Source organism: Ruegeria sp. BE10 (assembly GCF_056538905.1).
Genome location: NZ_JBQFTX010000007.1, coordinates 192,581 through 209,035, shown reverse-complemented (window position 1 = coordinate 209,035; position 16,455 = coordinate 192,581). Strand labels below are relative to the sequence as shown.

Below are 16,455 nucleotides of genomic sequence, written 5' to 3'. Positions count from 1 at the left end.
TTGGCGAATTCAGACTGTCGCACCCTTGATGCGGATGACCGAACCCAACGTACCTGCGCACAGGCCGATGACGACGGCGATTAACAGTTCGACCATACTGACATTGGCAAAGTTCCAATGGGCGAAGATCACCGTTTCCAGCACGCCGACCACGGCCCCCATCAAGCCGCCCAGCCACAGGCGGCGCGTCATCATGCCAAGCGCAAGGCCCAGAATGCCCGGAAGGCTGATGATGTTGGCCCCGATTGTTCCCAGAAGTTCCAGCATATCGTGCCTCTCTTTAATCCGCGCTCTTGTTCAGAAATGACCGGATCTCATCGCTGCTATCTGCAACCTGATGCGATTGTGCGCCCGTTGTCTCACCGGCCAGCTCATCCGTAACTCTCTGGTATTCCTCAAGGTAATCCGAAGGCAGGCTGTGCGCGATGCCCTGGTGGCAATCGATGCACGTCATGTTGGTGTCGATGGCGCGCTGGTGTTCGGATGCGGCTCGAGTTTCCTGAATGGTGAAATCCATATAGTCGAAGTTGTGGCAATTGCGGCATTCGCGGCTGTCCGACGCTTTCATCTTTTTCCAGACGGCCGAAGCCATGCTCAGTCGGTGCGCTTCGTATTTTTCGGGCGTGCTGATGGTTCCGGCCAGTTCGTGATAGACGTCTTTGACGGCCATGATCTTGGCCTTGATCTTGTGGTTCCACTCATGCGGCACGTGGCAGTCGGAACAAATCGCGCGCACGCCGGAATGGTTGTTGTAGTGGATCGTTTCGCGATATTCGCCCAGATTGACCTCCATCGTGTGGCACGAGGTACAAAACTCCTCGGTGTTGGTCAGTTCCAGTGTCCAGTGGAACCCACCCCAGAACAGGATGCCGGCCAGAAAGCCCGCTAGGATCAGAAAGCCCGAGCTGAACGCCACGGCCGGTGTCCAGATCCAGTTCCAGAGGCGGCCAATCCAACCGCGTTTTTCGGGGGAGTCTGCCATCTTGGTGCTCCTTTCAGACATGCGTTGGATTAGTTGCCGGACGAGGGTTCAAACACGTTGTCGACCAATGCAGGCGCGTCTGCCTGAGGCACGTGACATTGGTTGCAGAAATAGCGGGTGCCCGCAATGTGATCCAGCTCGTTGCCGTCGCGATCCAGATAGTGGGTCATCGACAGGGTCGGCGCGTTGCGTTCACCTGCCTTGGTCCAGTCGTGGCAGGACAGACACTGATTGGTGCGCACGTCGATTTGGTATTGTTCGATCGAATGAGGAACCAGCGGCGGTTGCTGGCGATAGTTGCGCTGCATGCGCCCTTCGACATTTTTGTGGATCTGATCGAGTGGAATAAGCTCATCCACATCCGCCCCACGCAGGGTTTCCACTTGGGCCGACTGGGCAAGGGCGAACCCGCTCAGGAGCAAAACGGGGATCAGGGCCATTCCGCCTGTCACGATTGATTTTTTCATCTTGGCACTCCCTTAAATAGGTCTGGCTGCGCGCCGGTTGGGCGCGGGAACTGGATCAGAAGGCGCGGCGACATGGTCGTCGAACCGGTGAGTAAAGGTGAAGACATCGACAGCGCATACGTCGATGCAGCGGCCGCAATTGGTGCAGTCCGGGGAAAGGATCAGTGGCGTTGTCCCGGGTTTGCCCTTCAACGCGGGGGATATGATTTGATTTTCTGGGCAGACGGCATAGCAATCCATGCAATCGTCACAGGCCGCCCGGTTTGCGGCGCTGACCCGCAGCAAGCTTTTGCTGCCGATCAGACCATAGAAAGCGCCGACGGGACAGATATGACCGCACCATCCGTGGCGCGCGACTAACAGGTCAAAGATAAAGATCGCAGCAATCATGGCCCAGACAAAACCCGCGCCAAAAATCAGCCCGCGATGCAGCATGGTGATGGGGTTGATCAGCTCCCAAGCGATCACGCCGGTCAGGCCCGACACGACCAGAACCATTGCCAGCACCCACAGGCGTGTGCTGCGTTTTGGTTGCCAACCTTTCGGCAGGTCCAGTCGCCGGTGCAGCCAATTGGCGGCGTCGGTTACCGGGTTGATTGGGCAGACCCAAGAGCAATAGACGCGGCCCCCGATCAGCGCATAGGCGACCAGAACGATTAGCCCGCCGATCAGAGCAGTCAATTCAGGCCAATGCCCGGCAATGATGCTTTGCAATACAATAAACGGATCGGTCAGAGGCAACACGCCTAGGGTCAGGGACCCGGCCAGTGTGCCTTGCACGATCCAGATGCCGAACCAGGGGCCCAACAGGAACAGGACCAGAAAGAACAACTGGCTGGTGCGACGCAGTAGCAGAAAACGATGCGCTCCGATCCAGCCTTTGGCTTCGATCGCTTCGTGACCGACAGGAATATGCGTGCGCGCGCTCATTGGCCTACCCCCGGCAGGTCATATGACGGTGCAAAGCCGCCCGGTGTGGTCAGGTTGTCTGTGCCCGGTCCCGGCAAGCGGTCGGGCAGATCGATCAAGCCGTCCACCAAAGGCCCGCCATGGGCTTCTTTTTCTTCCCAGCCTTTGCGATAGTGGTCGGCCGCGCTGCCCCGCGCCAGTCGTTCCGGCAGAACCTTGATGGCAGCTTCCGGTAGGACACAGCTTTTTTCGCACATGCCGCAACCGGTGCAGCGCTCGGCATGCACGGTGGGGATGAACATCGCATGATGGCCCGATCGGGCGTCATGGGCCGCTTCCAGCGTGATCGCGTCATCAATGACGGGGCAGACACGATAGCAGACGTCGCAGCGCAGGCCCTGAAAGTTCAGACAGTTCTCCTGATCGACCAGAACGGCAACACCCATTTTCGCGTCGTCGATATTGTCCAGCCCCGGGTCCAGCGCACCTGTGGGGCAAGCGGCAACGCAGGGAATGTCGTCGCACATCTCACACGGCACATTGCGCGCCGTGAAATAGGGGGTGCCGGTGGCCACGGCATCCACCCCAAGTTCGGCCAGTTTCAACGTATCGTAAGGGCAGTCCCGCACGCACAGCCCACAGCGGATGCAGGCCGACAGGAACGCCTCCTCAGGCAGTGCGCCGGGTGGACGCAACGCCTCGGCCGGTAACGCACGGGCATCACGGGCCAGCCAGGCCAGCAAAGACCCTGCGACCACGCAGCCGCCTGCCGCGCGCGCCGAATCCTGCAGGAAACGGCGCCGTTGCGGCGAGAGGGGGGTACCAGCCAGAGACATGGGGGCTACCTTTGCGATCCGGGCCGGTTACGCGCGCTCGACCTTGCAGGCGCACTTTTTATAGTCGGTTTCTTTCGACAGTGGGCAGGTCGCGTCCAGCGTCAGTTTGTTGGTCAGCTGGTGTTCGTCGAACCACGGCATGAAGACCAAACCGCGCGGCACCTTGTTGCGTCCGCGGGTTTCGACCCGGCTGGTGACCTCGCCGCGGCGAGTGGACAGAACGATCTCTTGCCCGCGGCGCAGACCCCGATCCTTGGCGTCCTGCGGATGCATGTAGACGACAGCGGATGGGAAGGCGCGGTGCAATTCAGGCACCCGGCGGGTCATCGAGCCCGAGTGCCAATGTTCAAGCACACGTCCCGTGGACAACCACAGATCAAATTCTTCATCCGGCTCTTCAGCCGCGGGTTCGTAGGGCGCAAAGATGATCTTGGCCTTGCCGTCCTTGTGGCCGTAGAATTTTACGTCAGCCCCTTCGGGAACGTACGGGTCAAAGCCTTCGCGGAAACGGTACAGCGTTTCTTTGCCGTCAACGACCGGCCAGCGCATACCGCGTGCCTGGTGGTACATTTCGAACGGTGCAAGGTCGTGTGCATGTCCGCGTCCGAATTCTGCATATTCCTCGAACAGACCTTTCTGAACATAGAAGCCGAAATGTTCGGCGTCGTCATTGTGGAACCCTTCCGCTGTCTCGGACAGCGGGAACTGATCCACCTTACCGTTGGCATAAAGCACGTCGAACATGGTCTTGCCGCGATGCTCAGGCATCTTGGCCAGCAGTTCTTCGCCCCAGACCTCTTCAACCGTGAAGCGTTTGGAAAATTCCATAAGTTGCCACAGGTCGGACTTGGCCTCACCCGGGGCCTGCACCTGCTGTCGCCAGAACTGGGTGCGGCGTTCGGCGTTGCCATATGCGCCTTCCTTCTCGACCCACATGGCGGTGGGCAGGATAAGGTCGGCAGAGACGGCGGTGACGGTGGGATAAGGGTCAGAGACAGTGATGAAGTTTTCGGGGTTGCGATAACCGGGATAGCCTTCTTCGTTGATGTTGGGCGCGGCCTGCATGTTATTGTTGCACTGCACCCAATAGGCGTTCAGCTCACCATCTTTCAGCTTGCGGTGCTGCAAAACAGCATGGAAGCCCGGTTTGGGCGGAATGGTACCTTCGGGGATGTTCCACGCAGTTTCGCAAATCTCGCGGTGTTCATCATTCGCCACCACCATGTCGGCGGGCAGGCGGTGGGCAAAAGTGCCGACTTCGCGTGCAGTCCCGCAAGCCGATGGCTGACCTGTTAGCGAGAAGGGCGAGTTGCCCGGTTCGGAAATCTTACCCACCAGCAGATGCACGTTATACATCAGCGAGTTCACCCAAGATCCGCGGGTGTGCTGGTTGAAACCCATAGTCCAAAGGCTCATGACCTTGCGGGTCGGGTCCGCATATTGCTGCGCGAGCTTCTCGAGCTTATCCGCCGGAACGCCCGACAATTCCGAGGTGTATTCCAGCGTATAGGGCGCAACCGCTTCGGCGTATTCTTCAAAGCTGATGCTCTCAAGCGCGCCAGAGTTCGGGTTTTCTGCCTCTTGTTGCAGCGCGTTGGTTTCTCGCAGGCCATAGCCGATATCGGTGGCAGTCTTCGTGATGTTGACGTGATTTCTGACGAAATACTCGTTCACCGCTTTGTTCTGGATGATGTAGTTCGCGATGTAATTCAGGATCGCCAGATCGGTCTGTGGTTCAAACACGATGCCGTTGTCTGCCAGTTCGAACGAACGGTGTTCGAAGGTCGACAGCACGTGGACTTCACATCCCGGCTTGGTCAGGCGCGTATCGGTCAGGCGCGACCACAGGATCGGGTGCATCTCGGCCATGTTCGAGCCCCACAGCACAAAAGTGTCCGCGTGTTCGAAATCGTCATAACAGCCCATCGGCTCATCAATGCCGAATGTGCGCATGAACCCGACAACGGCGGATGCCATACAGTGCCGCGCGTTGGGGTCGATATTATTAGACCGGAATCCGGCCTTCATCAATTTGGAGGCGGCATAGCCTTCCCAGATTGTCCACTGACCCGAACCGAACATTCCAACACTGGTTGGACCCTTCTTGGCCAGGGCCTCTTTCCACTTGGCGGCCATGACGTCGAAGGCTTCGTCCCAGCTGACCGGCTCGAATTCACCGTTCTTGTCGTATTCGCCGTTGGTCTTGCGCAGTAGCGGCGTAGTCAGGCGGTCCTTGCCATACATGATCTTGGACAGGAAATAGCCCTTGATGCAGTTCAGGCCACGGTTGACCGGCGCGTCCGGGTCGCCTTGCGTGGCCACCACACGGCCGTCCTTGGTGCCGACCAGCACCGAACATCCGGTACCGCAGAACCGGCAGGCCGCCTTGTCCCAGCGGATATCGGGGGCCCCGGCCTGCGCGTTGGCCTGACCGGTGGCCAGAGGAATGCCAGCGGCTGATGCAGTGGCAGCGGCCGCTGAGGCCTTGAGAAAAGTCCGGCGAGATTCTGAAGTAGTCATAGCGTGAGCCTCCGGCTGGTGGTTTGGCTTGGGGCATCGGGATGCGGGGTAGCCTCCGCAAGATCCTCGAAATGGTGATAGGTCAGCGTCAGTGAGACAACTCCAGGGATCTGATGCAGATCCATGATGATCTCGGACGCCAGGTGATCGAATGTGTCTTCGACGACGACGACGAAACGGCCGTCTTCGGCCTGGGCATGCACCTCGACGCCTGGTGTGTCGCGCATCGTTTGCGCCGCGGCCTCAGCTTGGTCAGGGACGATATGTACAAGGCAACCGCAAATATTCATTGTATCGCTTCCGTTTTAGATGTGGGCTGACGGTCAAGCGCGATGGCATTGACAGGGCAGGAGGGCACGCAAGCACCACACCCAACGCAGGTTTTGGCATCCAGCGAAGGCTCGGCCAGACCGCCCAGTTGCAACCTGAAGCGGATGGCATTCTGTTCGCAATTATCCTGACATACGCGGCAGCTGACCCCGTTCATGGACAGGCAAGAGGATGTCTCAATCGCCGCGCGCCAGGGCCAGTCCGGCAGGCGTTCGATTTGCAACGCGTCTGTCGGGCAGACCGTGGCGCAATCGCCGCAAAAGGTGCAGGGGTTTTCACTGGGCTTAAACACCGGGAAACCGTCCTGACCGAAGACAATTACCGTTTCCTGACAGGCGTCGACGCAGTCGCCACATTTGGTGCAGTGATCCAGGAAACCCGGCACATGTGATCCCGGAGGACGGACAATGCTGCTGTCCTCCCGACATACTTTGGCGCTTAGAAACGCCCGACGACTGGTCATCTGGCTCATTTGGCTGGACTGTACGCGCTTGATTCCCTTACTAGGTTATCCCAATAGCGATTTCGAATGTGATGAATCTTGATCCAGATCATTATTGAAACATTTATTTTTCGCCTTTTCGCCAGTCACCTGACAGTTGAAGTTGTCCAATGTCGCTCAGGCGGTGGCTGCACCAACGGTTAGAACCAAGACGGCGCGGCGCAGAGTTGGGTTTGAGTATCATTTCGAAACAAACTATGCTGCGTCGCAGAAATCGACTCGGCCACTGGCAGAATTTCACGGTGGTGGCGCATGTGTTTTCGATGGTTAGAGGACAGGCTCATGGTGACCAATGTGCAGAAGACCTCGTTGAACCTTCGGTCCGAGACGGCTGAAAATGCGGCTGCGGCTCAGGACCGAACGGTTGATATCGTAACCCGCGCTTTGGATCGGTCCGGCGTACAATGGACCCTGTTGTCCCAATCCGCCCGGCTGCAATCGACGCGGATTATCGAAACGCATTCAGAGCGGACCCGAGATCTGATGCAGGGCTTCGCCGAGGTTTCGCAGCGCATTGCGCGTTCGCAATCGATTGTCGACGATTGGACAGCTTATCTGAAAGACGCCACCCAGCGCGTGGTGCTGACCATGGACGCGCTGCGTGAACGCGGAGATGCTTTTCTGGAGCATGAAGCCGCGGGTTGCCCGCCAGTGCTGATCTATGACTATGAGGTCATCGTCGACGGGGCGACCCTGAAACGCCCCTGCAATTACCAACTGCTGCGCATCCTGCCGCCCAAAGGTGTAACCATTGACGACACCCGGCGTCCCTACATCATCATCGATCCGCGTGCCGGTCACGGCGGCGGCATCGGTGGATTCAAACCAGACAGTCAGGTTGGCGTTGCCCTGTCAAAAGGGCATCCGGTTTATTTCGTCAGTTTCGGGCGAGACCCTGTGCCGGGGCAGACCCTTGCCGACGTCATGCATGCCGAGGCCGGGTTCGTGCGCACTGTCCGCGCGCGCCATCCCGACAGCCCGCAGCCGGTCGTGACCGGCAATTGCCAGGGTGGGTGGGCCACTTTGCTGATGGCCGCCTGCAACCCGGATCTGACCGGACCGCTGATCCTGAATGGCGCCCCCATTGCACCATGGTCGGGCGAGGTAGGGGAAAATCCGATGCGATATAACGCCGGTGTTCTGGGTGGCACCTGGCAACCCATGTTCTGGTCGGACATTGGTGCGGGCATGTTCGATGGCGCCAATCTGGTGATGAATTTCGAGCAACTGAACCCCAGCCGGAATTACTTCGGCAAATATTTCGACCTCTACCGCGACCCTGACGGCGGTCGGAAACGCTTCATTGATTTCGAGCGCTGGTGGGGCGGTTACTTCCTTTTGAACGAGGCCGAGATTCACTGGATCGTCGAGCAGCTGTTCGTTGGTAATCGGCTGATCAAGAACACCGCGCAGTTGGAACCGGGCGTGCCGATCGACATCAAGGCGGTGAAAGGCCCGATATTTGTCTTTGCCAGCCAAGGTGACAACATCACACCGCCCCAGCAGGCACTCAACTGGATTGCCGCCACATACACAGATGAAGAGGAAATCCGTCTGCGCGGTCAGCGGATCATCTACATGTTGCATGATGAGGTTGGCCATCTGGGCATTTTTGTTTCGTCCAAAGTGGCGCGTAAGGAACATACGCAGATGGCGTCGACCCTGGAAACGGTCGAAGCAATGGCACCAGGCCTCTACGAGATGGTGATCGAAAACACCCAAGGCGAAGGCCAGGATAAACAGTTCGAGGTTCGGTTCTATGACCGCACACTCGGGGATGTAGCCGCGTTAGACGACGGCCAGCAGGATGAGGCCAGCTTTGCTGCGGTGGCCCATATGTCCGAAGTGCAGGCGAATGCGTATGAAACCTTCGGGCGTCCTTTTGTGCGGTCCGTGTCGACACCGATGGGCGCAAAGGCTTTGCGTGATCTGCACCCTCTGCGCGTTCAACGCGCGGCGATGTCTTCGGACAATCCGATGACGAAGGGGGTTGCGCAATTGGCCGGGATGACGCGCGAACTGCGCGCCCCGGCGACAGCTGATAACCCGTTTCTTGAGATGGAAAAGCTGACCGGCGACTGGATCGAACAGGCCATGGATCTGAGTCGAGACCTGCGCGATGCCTGGTATGAAGGGATGTTCTATGCGCTTTGGGGTGGTCCGCTGGCCGCGTGGTTCGGCAAGAAGAACGCTGCCCACCGTACCTTGCCTGATCCTGAAACCCTGAAAGCCCTGCCCGAGGTTGAGGCAGCATTGGCGCATATGAAACAGGGCGGGCAGCCCGAGGCCGTGATCCGGTTGTTGCTGTTGCTGGCCTCAAGTAACCAAAGCTTTCGGGCTGAAATTCTGCATCGCTGGGCGCATGTGTTCCAACATGAGGCCCCGTTCAGGGATCTCACCGTCGAAGACCGCCAACGCATGTTGCGCGAACAGACAGTGATCGTCACTTTTGACGAACAGGGTGCGATAGATACGTTGCCCGACCTGTTGCCGCGGGTTGCTGACAGAAAACAGGCGGTTGATCTGCTCAAGCGTGTTCTGGGTGAATTTCCGAACCCTTCACCTGAGCTTGTCGAGATGGCACAAGCGCTATACGACACGCTTGATCTTGCTGAGATCAAACAGAAAACCGGAACTCGGTCCAAACCTAAAGGGCGCAGTTCGGCTGCTGCGAACAAGGCCAAACAGAAATGAAAATAACGGAAAACCGCACCTACACGCAGATCAAGGTCGGGGACGTGGCGCAGGTGACGCGCTTATGTACGGTCGATGATCTTTATGCCTTTGCCTCGGCCTCGGGCGATCATAACCCATTGCATCTGGCGGGATATGATGGCGATGGCGATGGCCACCCCGAGGCAGTGGCCCCAGCCCTGTGGCCTGCCGGTTTGATTGCGGCAATTTTGGGCAATATCCTGCCCGGCGCGGGCACCCAGGCGCGGTCGGCGAACCTGTCTTTTCATGCGCCTGTTCTGGCTGATGACGAGGTGACCGCCACGCTGACCGTGACCGAAAAGCGGGACGACGGTGATTTGCTTTGTGCGACCGAGGTGCGCCGCGTGGGCGACAATGCTCTGATCCTCAGTGGTGAGGTGCAAGTGACGCCGCCAGCCAAACACCTGACGTTTGACTCGGTTGACGTGCCCGGCTTGATCGTTCAGCGCCATCGCCATTTCGATGCGCTGATCGCAAAGGCAAAGCCTCTGGATCCGATGCCCACAGCCGTGATCGCCCCGGAAGAGCCGAACTCGCTGGGCGGCGCCTTGCTAGGGCATTCCAAGGGTATTATTGCGCCGATCCTTCTGGGTGATCCTGGCAAAATCGCTGCCGCAGCCGCCGAGTTGAAGGCCGATTTGTCGAGTCTCGAGATCATTGAAGCCCGCAGTCATGAAAATGCGGCCCATCGCGCTGTGGACCTGGTGGTTGAAGGTAAGGCGCAAACCCTGATGAAGGGGCATTTGCACACCGATGTTTTGCTGCGAGCGGTTCTGCGTCGGGACAAAGGTCTGCGGACAGGCCGTCGCCTGTCGCATGTGTTTGTTATGGACGTGCCGGGCTTTTCACGGCCCATCATGGTGACGGATGCGGCCGTGAACATCGCTCCGGACCTCGAGACCAAGGCAGACATTGTGCAGAATGCCATCCATCTGGCACACTCGATCGGGATAGAAACACCAAAGGTTGGCGTCTTGTCGGCGGTTGAGACGATCAACCCGCATATGCCCTCGTCTGTGGATGCGGCGCTGTTGTCGAAAATGGCCGAGCGGGGTCAGATCACCGGTGGACTGGTCGATGGCCCACTGGCGATGGACAACGCGGTTGATCTGAAGGCGGCGCGAACAAAGGGCATCAAGTCCGCCGTCGCCGGGGCGGCGGATATCCTCGTGGCCCCGAATATCGAAGCTGGCAATATGGTGGCCAAACAGCTGACTTACATTTCCCATGCCGAGGCAGCGGGAATTGTGGTAGGTGCCGCCGCCCCGATCATTCTGACGTCCCGAGCGGATGATGATGCCTCGCGGTTGGCTTCTTGTGCGGTGGCGGCGCTGCATGCGCAGGCAAATAAGGGTAAAATTCATGGCTGACTATGTGCTGGCGCTGAACGCCGGGTCGTCTTCGTTGAAATTCGGGCTGTATGAACTGGTCGAAGGCAATCGCCCCAGCATGCGTTGGCACGGCCAGATCGAACGCTTGGGGGATGCGCCGCGCTTGTTGGCGGAATCTGCCGGGGGCCGCTCGATCAACCAGGCGCTGGCGGATACCCAAAGCCATGACGAGGCAATCCACGCCTTTCTGGACATGACACGCGAATATCTGCCGGACATCCAAATCCGCGCCATAGGTCACCGGGTTGTGCATGGGGGGACGGTGTATTCCGAACCCGTGCGGATCGACGACAAGGTTCTGGATACTCTGGCCGGGTTCATCCCCTATGCGCCGCTGCACCAGCCATTCAGTCTGGCCGGTATCCGTGCAGCCAGCACCGCCTTTCCAGACACGGTTCAGGTGGCCTGTTTCGACACCGCCTTTCACCGCACCCATCCATGGGTCAACGATACCTTCGCCCTGCCGCAGAGCTATTATGACAAGGGCGTGCGCCGGTACGGCTTTCACGGCCTGAGCTATGACTACATCACGCAAAAGCTGAAAGAAACCGCGCCCAGCCTGTATGATGGCCGCGTTGTCATCGCGCATCTGGGCAATGGCGCGTCGATGTGTGCTGTGTCAGGCGGGCGGGCTGTGGCGTCGACCATGGGTTTTTCCGCATTGGACGGCCTGCCGATGGGCACCCGCAGCGGTCAGCTGGACCCGGGTGTCGTGCTGTACATGATGCAGCAGGAAGGGATGAGCGCGGATGAAATCGCCGACATGCTCTATCGTAATTCCGGCCTGCTGGGCCTGTCGGGGATGTCATCGGACATGCGCACCCTGCTGGCCGCCGAAACGCCCGAGGCACGCAAAGCGATCGATTATTATGTCTTTCGCATTCGCCGAGAGCTTGGCGCCATGTCTGCTGCGCTGGAAGGGTTGGACGCGCTGGTGTTCACGGGCGGCATTGGTGAGAATGCAGTGCAGATCCGTCAGCGGGTTTGTGACGGGATGCGCTGGATCGGGATTGAAATGGATCCCAACAGGAACGCCGACAATGGCACGGTTCTGTCGACCGATTTCAGCCGCGTGCGCATTCTGGCAATTCCCACGAACGAAGAGATGGTGATCGCCCGCGCCGCCGCCCGGATGGTGCAATAGTCGCTATTGCTCGGGTTTGTCTTTGCGACGCTTGGCGTATTTGATCAGCGTACTCAGAATGGCGCTGATAACATCGGGTGTCAGGGCACCCAGCGGGTCGCGCCGGATGCCTGTCACGGTGTTACGTGCGTCGGACAGAGTGTCTTTGATCTCGGTTTCGATATCTAACAGTGCCATATCGCGCAATTCGACCGCGGCTGTCGTATCCGCCTGCGCGTTCTGCGTGTTGGCCATCAGAACCAGGATCACACCCAGCAACAGGTTGGCCCCAGCCATGATCAGCGCGGCCAGCGGTTTGGACAGGGTTGCTGACAACCAGAAAAAACCAGCCACGTTCAGCATGATGACAGCCAGCCCCACGGCCAGCCCCGCCGCAGCGTAAAAGCCGGTACGCCGTGCGGCCACGGCAACATGGCGTTGGGCAATCAACCGTTCGGCGCGCAGAATGATCGAGATATTGCGGGAAATGCGGCTCATGTTCAGGCTCCTACCGGGATCGGCCTAGCAGATAGCCAAGCGTAAAAATGCCAAGCGCAAACAGGATCGGTCTTTTGTGCGGCAGATCCTCCAACTCGGTCAGGGCTTCTTCAAGCTGTCCGGTCCAGTTGTCGATGTTCTCGGCAATCCTGTCGGCCACAGTATCGTGTGGTTCCGGCCTTTGTGCCTGTTCACGGGTCGCAGTTTGCTCGGCCAGTTGGCGGCGCAGATCGGCAACTTGCGCTTCAAGCTCAGCTTTCGTGACCATTGGACCGGCCCCCTAACAGTTGTTGCTGTAACAGGTCAGGGTTGGAACCCCCACCCACGGTTTCGCAGCCCATGTTAATGCGTTTTTCCGGTTTAAGAAAAGGGACTTATCATTTTGCGGGTCAGGTCAGCCTGAAAACTGCGTATCAAGCGTAGTAATCCGCGACCAACAGGAAATCCGGCGCGACGTCTTCTTCGATGGTTGCAAAGCGCGGGATCGGGTCTTCGAACACGTTGTCGGTTCGGTCGTCATTGACGGTCGAGACCTCGCCAATCAGGCAATCGCCTTGTTCGGCCCAGAAGGCGTGCCATATGCCGGGCATCAGAGTGACGCTTTCGCCGGGTTTCAAGCGAAGCAACTCACCGGGCCGAATTGTGACGGGGCAACCGTCGCTGGGCACGACAACAGGATTTTCACGGTCGATACCGCCTTGCGGGTCCGAGGCATAGATCTCCATCACCAGATCACCACCGCCGCGGTTTATGATGTCTTCGGCTTTCACAATGTGGCGGTGCATTGGCGACAGCTGTTTGTCTCGCGACACCAGCAGCTTTTCGGCATAGAGCATGCCCCGACCACTGTTCAGATCACCCACATCGCCGTTGCGCAAGGTGAACAGGAACAGGCCCAACTCATCAAAGCGACCCTGCCCGTAATCGGTGATGTCCCAACCCAGCCCGCGTTCGCGAATGCCTGCGGCTTTGTCACTGCGCATTTGGTCAGGCGACCAATTGGCAAAGGGGGGCAGGACCGCACCGAAGGAGCGTATAAAGGCCTCGGCTTCGGTTTTGATGGCGTTGATGTCAGAACGTTTCATTTAGATCTCTTTGGGGTTCAAAGCTCGTGCGCCCAGGGCGGGTTGGCCCCGGCGCGGGAAACGGTGATGGCTGCAACCTCTGCGCCTTTGGCCAAAGCGGCGCGCAGGTTTTCGGTACTCAGGGTGCGCAGCGCGGTTTTGGTCAGGTGCCCACCGCGCTCCAGCTCGGCCAGCACACCGGCGTTGAACGTGTCACCTGCACCGACGGTATCGACAACTTGAACCGGTCGAACGGGGACTGAGGTTTCGGACCCGTCCGCCAGATAGCCTGACGCGCCGTCACCGCCACGCGTTACAATAACCACGGCAGGCCCGGCTTGCAGCAACAGCGGCACTTTCTCAGTGATGCTTTCCGGGCCGGGAATGATCCAATCCAGATCCTCGTCCGAGACCTTTACGATATCCGCCTGTGCGATCATCCGGTTCAGACGGGTGCGATACCGGGTTTGATCCTTGATGAAATCGGGCCGGATATTGGGATCAATCATCACCGCCCGATCCGCCCCTTGCCGGTCCAGCAATGCGGCGTAAGCGTCGGCGCAAGGCTCGCAGGCCAGGCTGATGCCGCCGAAATACAGCGCCGAAATAGCGGGGAGCTGATCCGGCATATCCTCGGGCATCAGCATGCGACCCGCCGAGTTTTCGTCGATAAAGCTGTAAGAGGCGTGCCCGTCCTTCAACTGCACAAAGGCCAGCGTCGTGGGGCGATCTGCTCGGATCACATGGCTTGCATCCACATGGCTGGTCTTCAGGGCATCGGTCAGTTGCTCTCCGAACATATCCGAAGACAGACCGGTCAGCAGCCCAACCGGCGACCCCAGCCGCCCCAAGGCAATGGCAGTGTTAAAGACCGCGCCACCGGAATGGGGCACAAATCCATCACCGCCCGAAATGGTCGGGGTGGCGATCATGTCGATCAGGGCTTCACCGCAGCACAGGATCATGCCGGGTCCTTTCTGTCTTGTGGGATCAGGCGGCCATATTAACGCGCGAGCGCACTTTTACAGAAATTGTTAGCGCCAACAATGCCAAATTCGTCCTGTTCCGAAACATACAGGCTCATTGACCTTCGCAAATCGGTAAACCGCCCGCCCGCGTTGAACGCATCGCGGAAGGCTTCCTTGAAGAGCCAGCGGTTTTTCTCGGCCACGCCACCCACAAGGAACACACCGCCCACAGGCATCAGCACGACGGCAAGATCACCCATCACTGCGCCCAGATGGGTGGTGAACATATGCGCCGTTTTTTCGGCGATCAGGTCTGTCTGCGTGCGCGCGTCATCAAGAATGTCCTTGGCGCTGCGCATTGGCGTGTCGGCCTGTCCGGCGGCCATACCGGCCGCACGGTACAGGATCGGCAGACCTGTGCCGCTAAGGAACATTTCCGCCTCAAGCACCAAAGTTTCATCAAAGAAACAATCCGGCGCGATGTGCCGGGCGGCTTTGAAAATCTCGACCTCATCCACATGGCGCGGTGACAGGCCGATATGGCCGCCTTCACCAGATGCAGTGTGATACCGGCCCTCAGAATAGAGCAACGCCCCAACCCCAAGACCTGTGCCGGGACCGACAACCAACCGGGTGCCAGGGGGTGGGGTCGCGGCGCCTTGCAACACCTCGACATCATCGCCTGTGATTTCGGCCACCGACCAAGCAGCGGCGGTAAAGTCGTTGATGACAAAGGTATGCTGCGCGCCCGTGGCCTTGCCGATATCACACTCGGATAAGTCGAGCTTTGCATTCGTCAGGCGGATCGTCCCGTTCTTCACAGGCCCGGCCCCGGCGGCCACCACGGCGCGTGGATCGGTGCCGATCTCATCGCGCAGGGTGTGAAAGGCGTTAAGCAATTCTGGCAGGGTGCCGGTTGGGTATTTGCGCAGATCGGTCAGCTTTCCGTCAGCGATTACGCCCAAGCGCGTATTGGTTCCGCCGATATCCGCGACCAAGTTCCAATGCGCGCGCATGGCACCAGGTGGTTGAGCCAGAGGCAATGACACCGCGCCACCAGACAGGACGGGTTTAAGGATGTTATACGACACCTTCGGTTTGCTTTCTGGCGCACTAGAGACTGTGTCGACCACGTCTTTCGGTTCAGCGTCGTAAGGGGCCCAATTGCCTCGGTCCAGCACAGACCGGATAAACACCCCCTTCACCGGAACACCCTGTTTCAGCGCGTCCTGCACTGCCGATAGGTGTTGGGTAAGATCGTTACCCCACCCATCCCCGTGCGAAGTTTTGCGGCCAGCCATACCGGTGACAAAGATAGGCCTGTCTTGGGTGTAGTCGTGCTGAAAACGGCTCAGGTCCACAGCAGATGGCCAATGCGTGTCAAAGGTCAGACCGCACCAATCAACGCCAGTTCCAATGGTTTCCATGTCGCCCTGCCAGCTTGCCGGCAGATGACGCTCCAGCGATTCAAGCGCCGTTGCAGGGTAGGTCTTGTTGAACACACCAGCCGGACAGAACCGATTGAGGATGTCACCAAGCAGATCGGTGTTGGGGTCCTTGGACGGTTCCGCGCGTGTTTGATCGAACACAACCCCAAGATTGGTCATGCCTAATCCTCGCATCGCTTCGATGGCACACCCATGGGCCAATAGCATGTGATGCCTTGTCCGGGCGATGGCGCGGGTATTGTCAGGGTCGGGCGCCTGATACGCGAAATTGCGCAACCTGCCAATGCCAGCCGGGATGCTGATCGGCGCAACGCTGTACATACGGTCGCCGACGCGCTCCATAATGATTTCGGTGAAATCCGCAAACCAATCGGCGATGGCGCGATTCCGCCATCCGCCCAGATCTGCCAGCGCCGCAGGCAATTCGCACTGATTCAGTGTTGCGCACGGTCGAAGGCCACGCGCCAACAGCGCGTCCGTCAGACGATCGTAAAAGTCCAGCCCGGTCTCGTTCATCGCCCCGCGCCCTTCGGGCAGAACGCGGGCCCAATTGATTGAAAATTGATAACTGTCAAACCCGACTTCGTGTACCAGATCGAATTCCTGTTCGATCTGGTGCGCTGAGGTTGCCACGCCAAAGAGGAAATCCTTTGGGAAATCGGAGCGGGTATAATTCATGGTCAAAACCTGTTTGCGCCGGTT

Annotated in this window: 16 protein-coding genes; 3 read left to right on the top strand and 13 right to left on the bottom strand. The window is 58.8% G+C overall.

Annotated features, from left to right (window positions below; all coding sequences use genetic code 11):
• Positions 1–9 precede the first annotated feature (9 nt).
• The 8 genes from ACR0M2_RS16155 to napF are packed head-to-tail and all read right to left on the bottom strand — an operon-like array spanning position 10 to position 6,516.
• Positions 10–267: a hypothetical protein gene (locus ACR0M2_RS16155; protein WP_170349935.1), complete on the bottom strand. Its 258-nt coding sequence runs from the start codon at positions 265–267 to the stop codon at positions 10–12.
• Positions 268–280: 13 nt separating this feature from the next.
• Positions 281–982, bottom strand: coding sequence for a NapC/NirT family cytochrome c (locus tag ACR0M2_RS16150; RefSeq protein ID WP_170349934.1), 702 nt, complete (start codon positions 980–982; stop codon positions 281–283).
• Between the two features lie 29 nt (positions 983–1,011).
• On the bottom strand, positions 1,012–1,449 hold the full coding sequence (locus ACR0M2_RS16145) for a nitrate reductase cytochrome c-type subunit (RefSeq protein WP_170361759.1): 438 nt from the start codon (positions 1,447–1,449) through the stop codon (positions 1,012–1,014).
• A 12-nt stretch (positions 1,450–1,461) separates the two neighbouring features.
• On the bottom strand, positions 1,462–2,379 hold the full coding sequence (napH, locus tag ACR0M2_RS16140; RefSeq protein WP_480706016.1) for a quinol dehydrogenase ferredoxin subunit NapH: 918 nt from the start codon (positions 2,377–2,379) through the stop codon (positions 1,462–1,464).
• On the bottom strand, positions 2,376–3,194 hold the full coding sequence (gene napG, locus ACR0M2_RS16135; RefSeq protein WP_170349931.1) for a ferredoxin-type protein NapG: 819 nt from the start codon (positions 3,192–3,194) through the stop codon (positions 2,376–2,378). The genes napH and napG overlap by 4 nt, the downstream gene beginning before the upstream one ends.
• Before the next feature lie 27 nt (positions 3,195–3,221).
• Positions 3,222–5,714, bottom strand: a complete 2,493-nt coding sequence (gene napA, locus ACR0M2_RS16130; RefSeq protein WP_480706015.1) for a nitrate reductase catalytic subunit NapA — start codon at positions 5,712–5,714, stop codon at positions 3,222–3,224.
• Positions 5,711–6,004, bottom strand: a complete 294-nt coding sequence (locus tag ACR0M2_RS16125) for a chaperone NapD (RefSeq protein WP_480706013.1) — start codon at positions 6,002–6,004, stop codon at positions 5,711–5,713. The genes napA and ACR0M2_RS16125 overlap by 4 nt, the downstream gene beginning before the upstream one ends.
• Complete coding sequence (gene napF, locus ACR0M2_RS16120) at positions 6,001–6,516, bottom strand: ferredoxin-type protein NapF (RefSeq protein ID WP_480706011.1); 516 nt, start codon at positions 6,514–6,516, stop codon at positions 6,001–6,003. Before napF ends, ACR0M2_RS16125 begins: the two co-directional genes overlap by 4 nt.
• Positions 6,517–6,828: 312 nt before the next feature.
• Between napF and ACR0M2_RS16115 the strand changes: the two genes are divergently transcribed.
• Genes ACR0M2_RS16115 through ACR0M2_RS16105 form a run of 3 tightly spaced genes read left to right on the top strand, consistent with a single transcriptional unit; the run spans position 6,829 to position 11,796 of the window.
• Entirely contained in the window at positions 6,829–9,240 is a 2,412-nt protein-coding gene (locus tag ACR0M2_RS16115) for a DUF3141 domain-containing protein (protein ID WP_480706009.1), read from the top strand.
• Positions 9,237–10,631 carry a bifunctional enoyl-CoA hydratase/phosphate acetyltransferase gene (locus ACR0M2_RS16110; RefSeq protein ID WP_170412335.1) on the top strand — a complete coding sequence of 465 codons (1,395 nt, stop codon included), beginning with the start codon at positions 9,237–9,239 and terminating at the stop codon, positions 10,629–10,631. Before ACR0M2_RS16115 ends, ACR0M2_RS16110 begins: the two co-directional genes overlap by 4 nt.
• A complete protein-coding gene (locus ACR0M2_RS16105; RefSeq protein ID WP_480706007.1) occupies positions 10,624–11,796 on the top strand; it encodes an acetate/propionate family kinase in 1,173 nt (390 codons plus the stop codon). The genes ACR0M2_RS16110 and ACR0M2_RS16105 overlap by 8 nt, the downstream gene beginning before the upstream one ends.
• A 3-nt stretch (positions 11,797–11,799) precedes the next feature.
• Here ACR0M2_RS16105 and ACR0M2_RS16100 read toward each other — a convergent pair whose 3' ends face one another.
• The 5 genes from ACR0M2_RS16100 to ACR0M2_RS16080 all read right to left on the bottom strand — a co-directional run bounded on the left by ACR0M2_RS16100 (position 11,800) and on the right by ACR0M2_RS16080 (position 16,431).
• Positions 11,800–12,273: a hypothetical protein gene (locus ACR0M2_RS16100; RefSeq protein WP_170551961.1), complete on the bottom strand. Its 474-nt coding sequence runs from the start codon at positions 12,271–12,273 to the stop codon at positions 11,800–11,802.
• 10 nt (positions 12,274–12,283) lie between these two features.
• Positions 12,284–12,541, bottom strand: a complete 258-nt coding sequence (locus ACR0M2_RS16095) for a hypothetical protein (RefSeq protein ID WP_170349923.1) — start codon at positions 12,539–12,541, stop codon at positions 12,284–12,286.
• 145 nt (positions 12,542–12,686) lie between these two features.
• Positions 12,687–13,358 carry a D-lyxose/D-mannose family sugar isomerase gene (locus tag ACR0M2_RS16090; protein WP_170349922.1) on the bottom strand — a complete coding sequence of 224 codons (672 nt, stop codon included), beginning with the start codon at positions 13,356–13,358 and terminating at the stop codon, positions 12,687–12,689.
• 17 nt (positions 13,359–13,375) lie between these two features.
• Positions 13,376–14,302 (bottom strand): carbohydrate kinase family protein, encoded by a 927-nt coding sequence (locus ACR0M2_RS16085; protein ID WP_170349921.1) that lies wholly within the window; start codon positions 14,300–14,302, stop codon positions 13,376–13,378.
• 38 nt (positions 14,303–14,340) lie between these two features.
• Positions 14,341–16,431, bottom strand: coding sequence for a family 1 glycosylhydrolase (locus ACR0M2_RS16080; RefSeq protein WP_480706005.1), 2,091 nt, complete (start codon positions 16,429–16,431; stop codon positions 14,341–14,343).
• Positions 16,432–16,455 lie beyond the last annotated feature (24 nt).

Bases quoted from the DNA above. Each gene is read 5' to 3' on its own strand.
- ACR0M2_RS16155 (WP_170349935.1), bottom strand. From the start codon at position 267: ATGCTGGAACTTCTGGGAACAATCGGGGCCAACATCATCAGCCTTCCG.
- ACR0M2_RS16150 (WP_170349934.1), bottom strand. From the start codon at position 982: ATGGCAGACTCCCCCGAAAAACGCGGTTGGATTGGCCGCCTCTGGAAC.
- ACR0M2_RS16145 (WP_170361759.1), bottom strand. From the start codon at position 1,449: ATGAAAAAATCAATCGTGACAGGCGGAATGGCCCTGATCCCCGTTTTG.
- napH (WP_480706016.1), bottom strand. From the start codon at position 2,379: ATGAGCGCGCGCACGCATATTCCTGTCGGTCACGAAGCGATCGAAGCC.
- napG (WP_170349931.1), bottom strand. From the start codon at position 3,194: ATGTCTCTGGCTGGTACCCCCCTCTCGCCGCAACGGCGCCGTTTCCTG.
- napA (WP_480706015.1), bottom strand. From the start codon at position 5,714: ATGACTACTTCAGAATCTCGCCGGACTTTTCTCAAGGCCTCAGCGGCC.
- ACR0M2_RS16125 (WP_480706013.1), bottom strand. From the start codon at position 6,004: ATGAATATTTGCGGTTGCCTTGTACATATCGTCCCTGACCAAGCTGAG.
- napF (WP_480706011.1), bottom strand. From the start codon at position 6,516: ATGAGCCAGATGACCAGTCGTCGGGCGTTTCTAAGCGCCAAAGTATGT.
- ACR0M2_RS16115 (WP_480706009.1), top strand. From the start codon at position 6,829: ATGGTGACCAATGTGCAGAAGACCTCGTTGAACCTTCGGTCCGAGACG.
- ACR0M2_RS16110 (WP_170412335.1), top strand. From the start codon at position 9,237: ATGAAAATAACGGAAAACCGCACCTACACGCAGATCAAGGTCGGGGAC.
- ACR0M2_RS16105 (WP_480706007.1), top strand. From the start codon at position 10,624: ATGGCTGACTATGTGCTGGCGCTGAACGCCGGGTCGTCTTCGTTGAAA.
- ACR0M2_RS16100 (WP_170551961.1), bottom strand. From the start codon at position 12,273: ATGAGCCGCATTTCCCGCAATATCTCGATCATTCTGCGCGCCGAACGG.
- ACR0M2_RS16095 (WP_170349923.1), bottom strand. From the start codon at position 12,541: ATGGTCACGAAAGCTGAGCTTGAAGCGCAAGTTGCCGATCTGCGCCGC.
- ACR0M2_RS16090 (WP_170349922.1), bottom strand. From the start codon at position 13,358: ATGAAACGTTCTGACATCAACGCCATCAAAACCGAAGCCGAGGCCTTT.
- ACR0M2_RS16085 (WP_170349921.1), bottom strand. From the start codon at position 14,302: ATGATCCTGTGCTGCGGTGAAGCCCTGATCGACATGATCGCCACCCCG.
- ACR0M2_RS16080 (WP_480706005.1), bottom strand. From the start codon at position 16,431: ATGAATTATACCCGCTCCGATTTCCCAAAGGATTTCCTCTTTGGCGTG.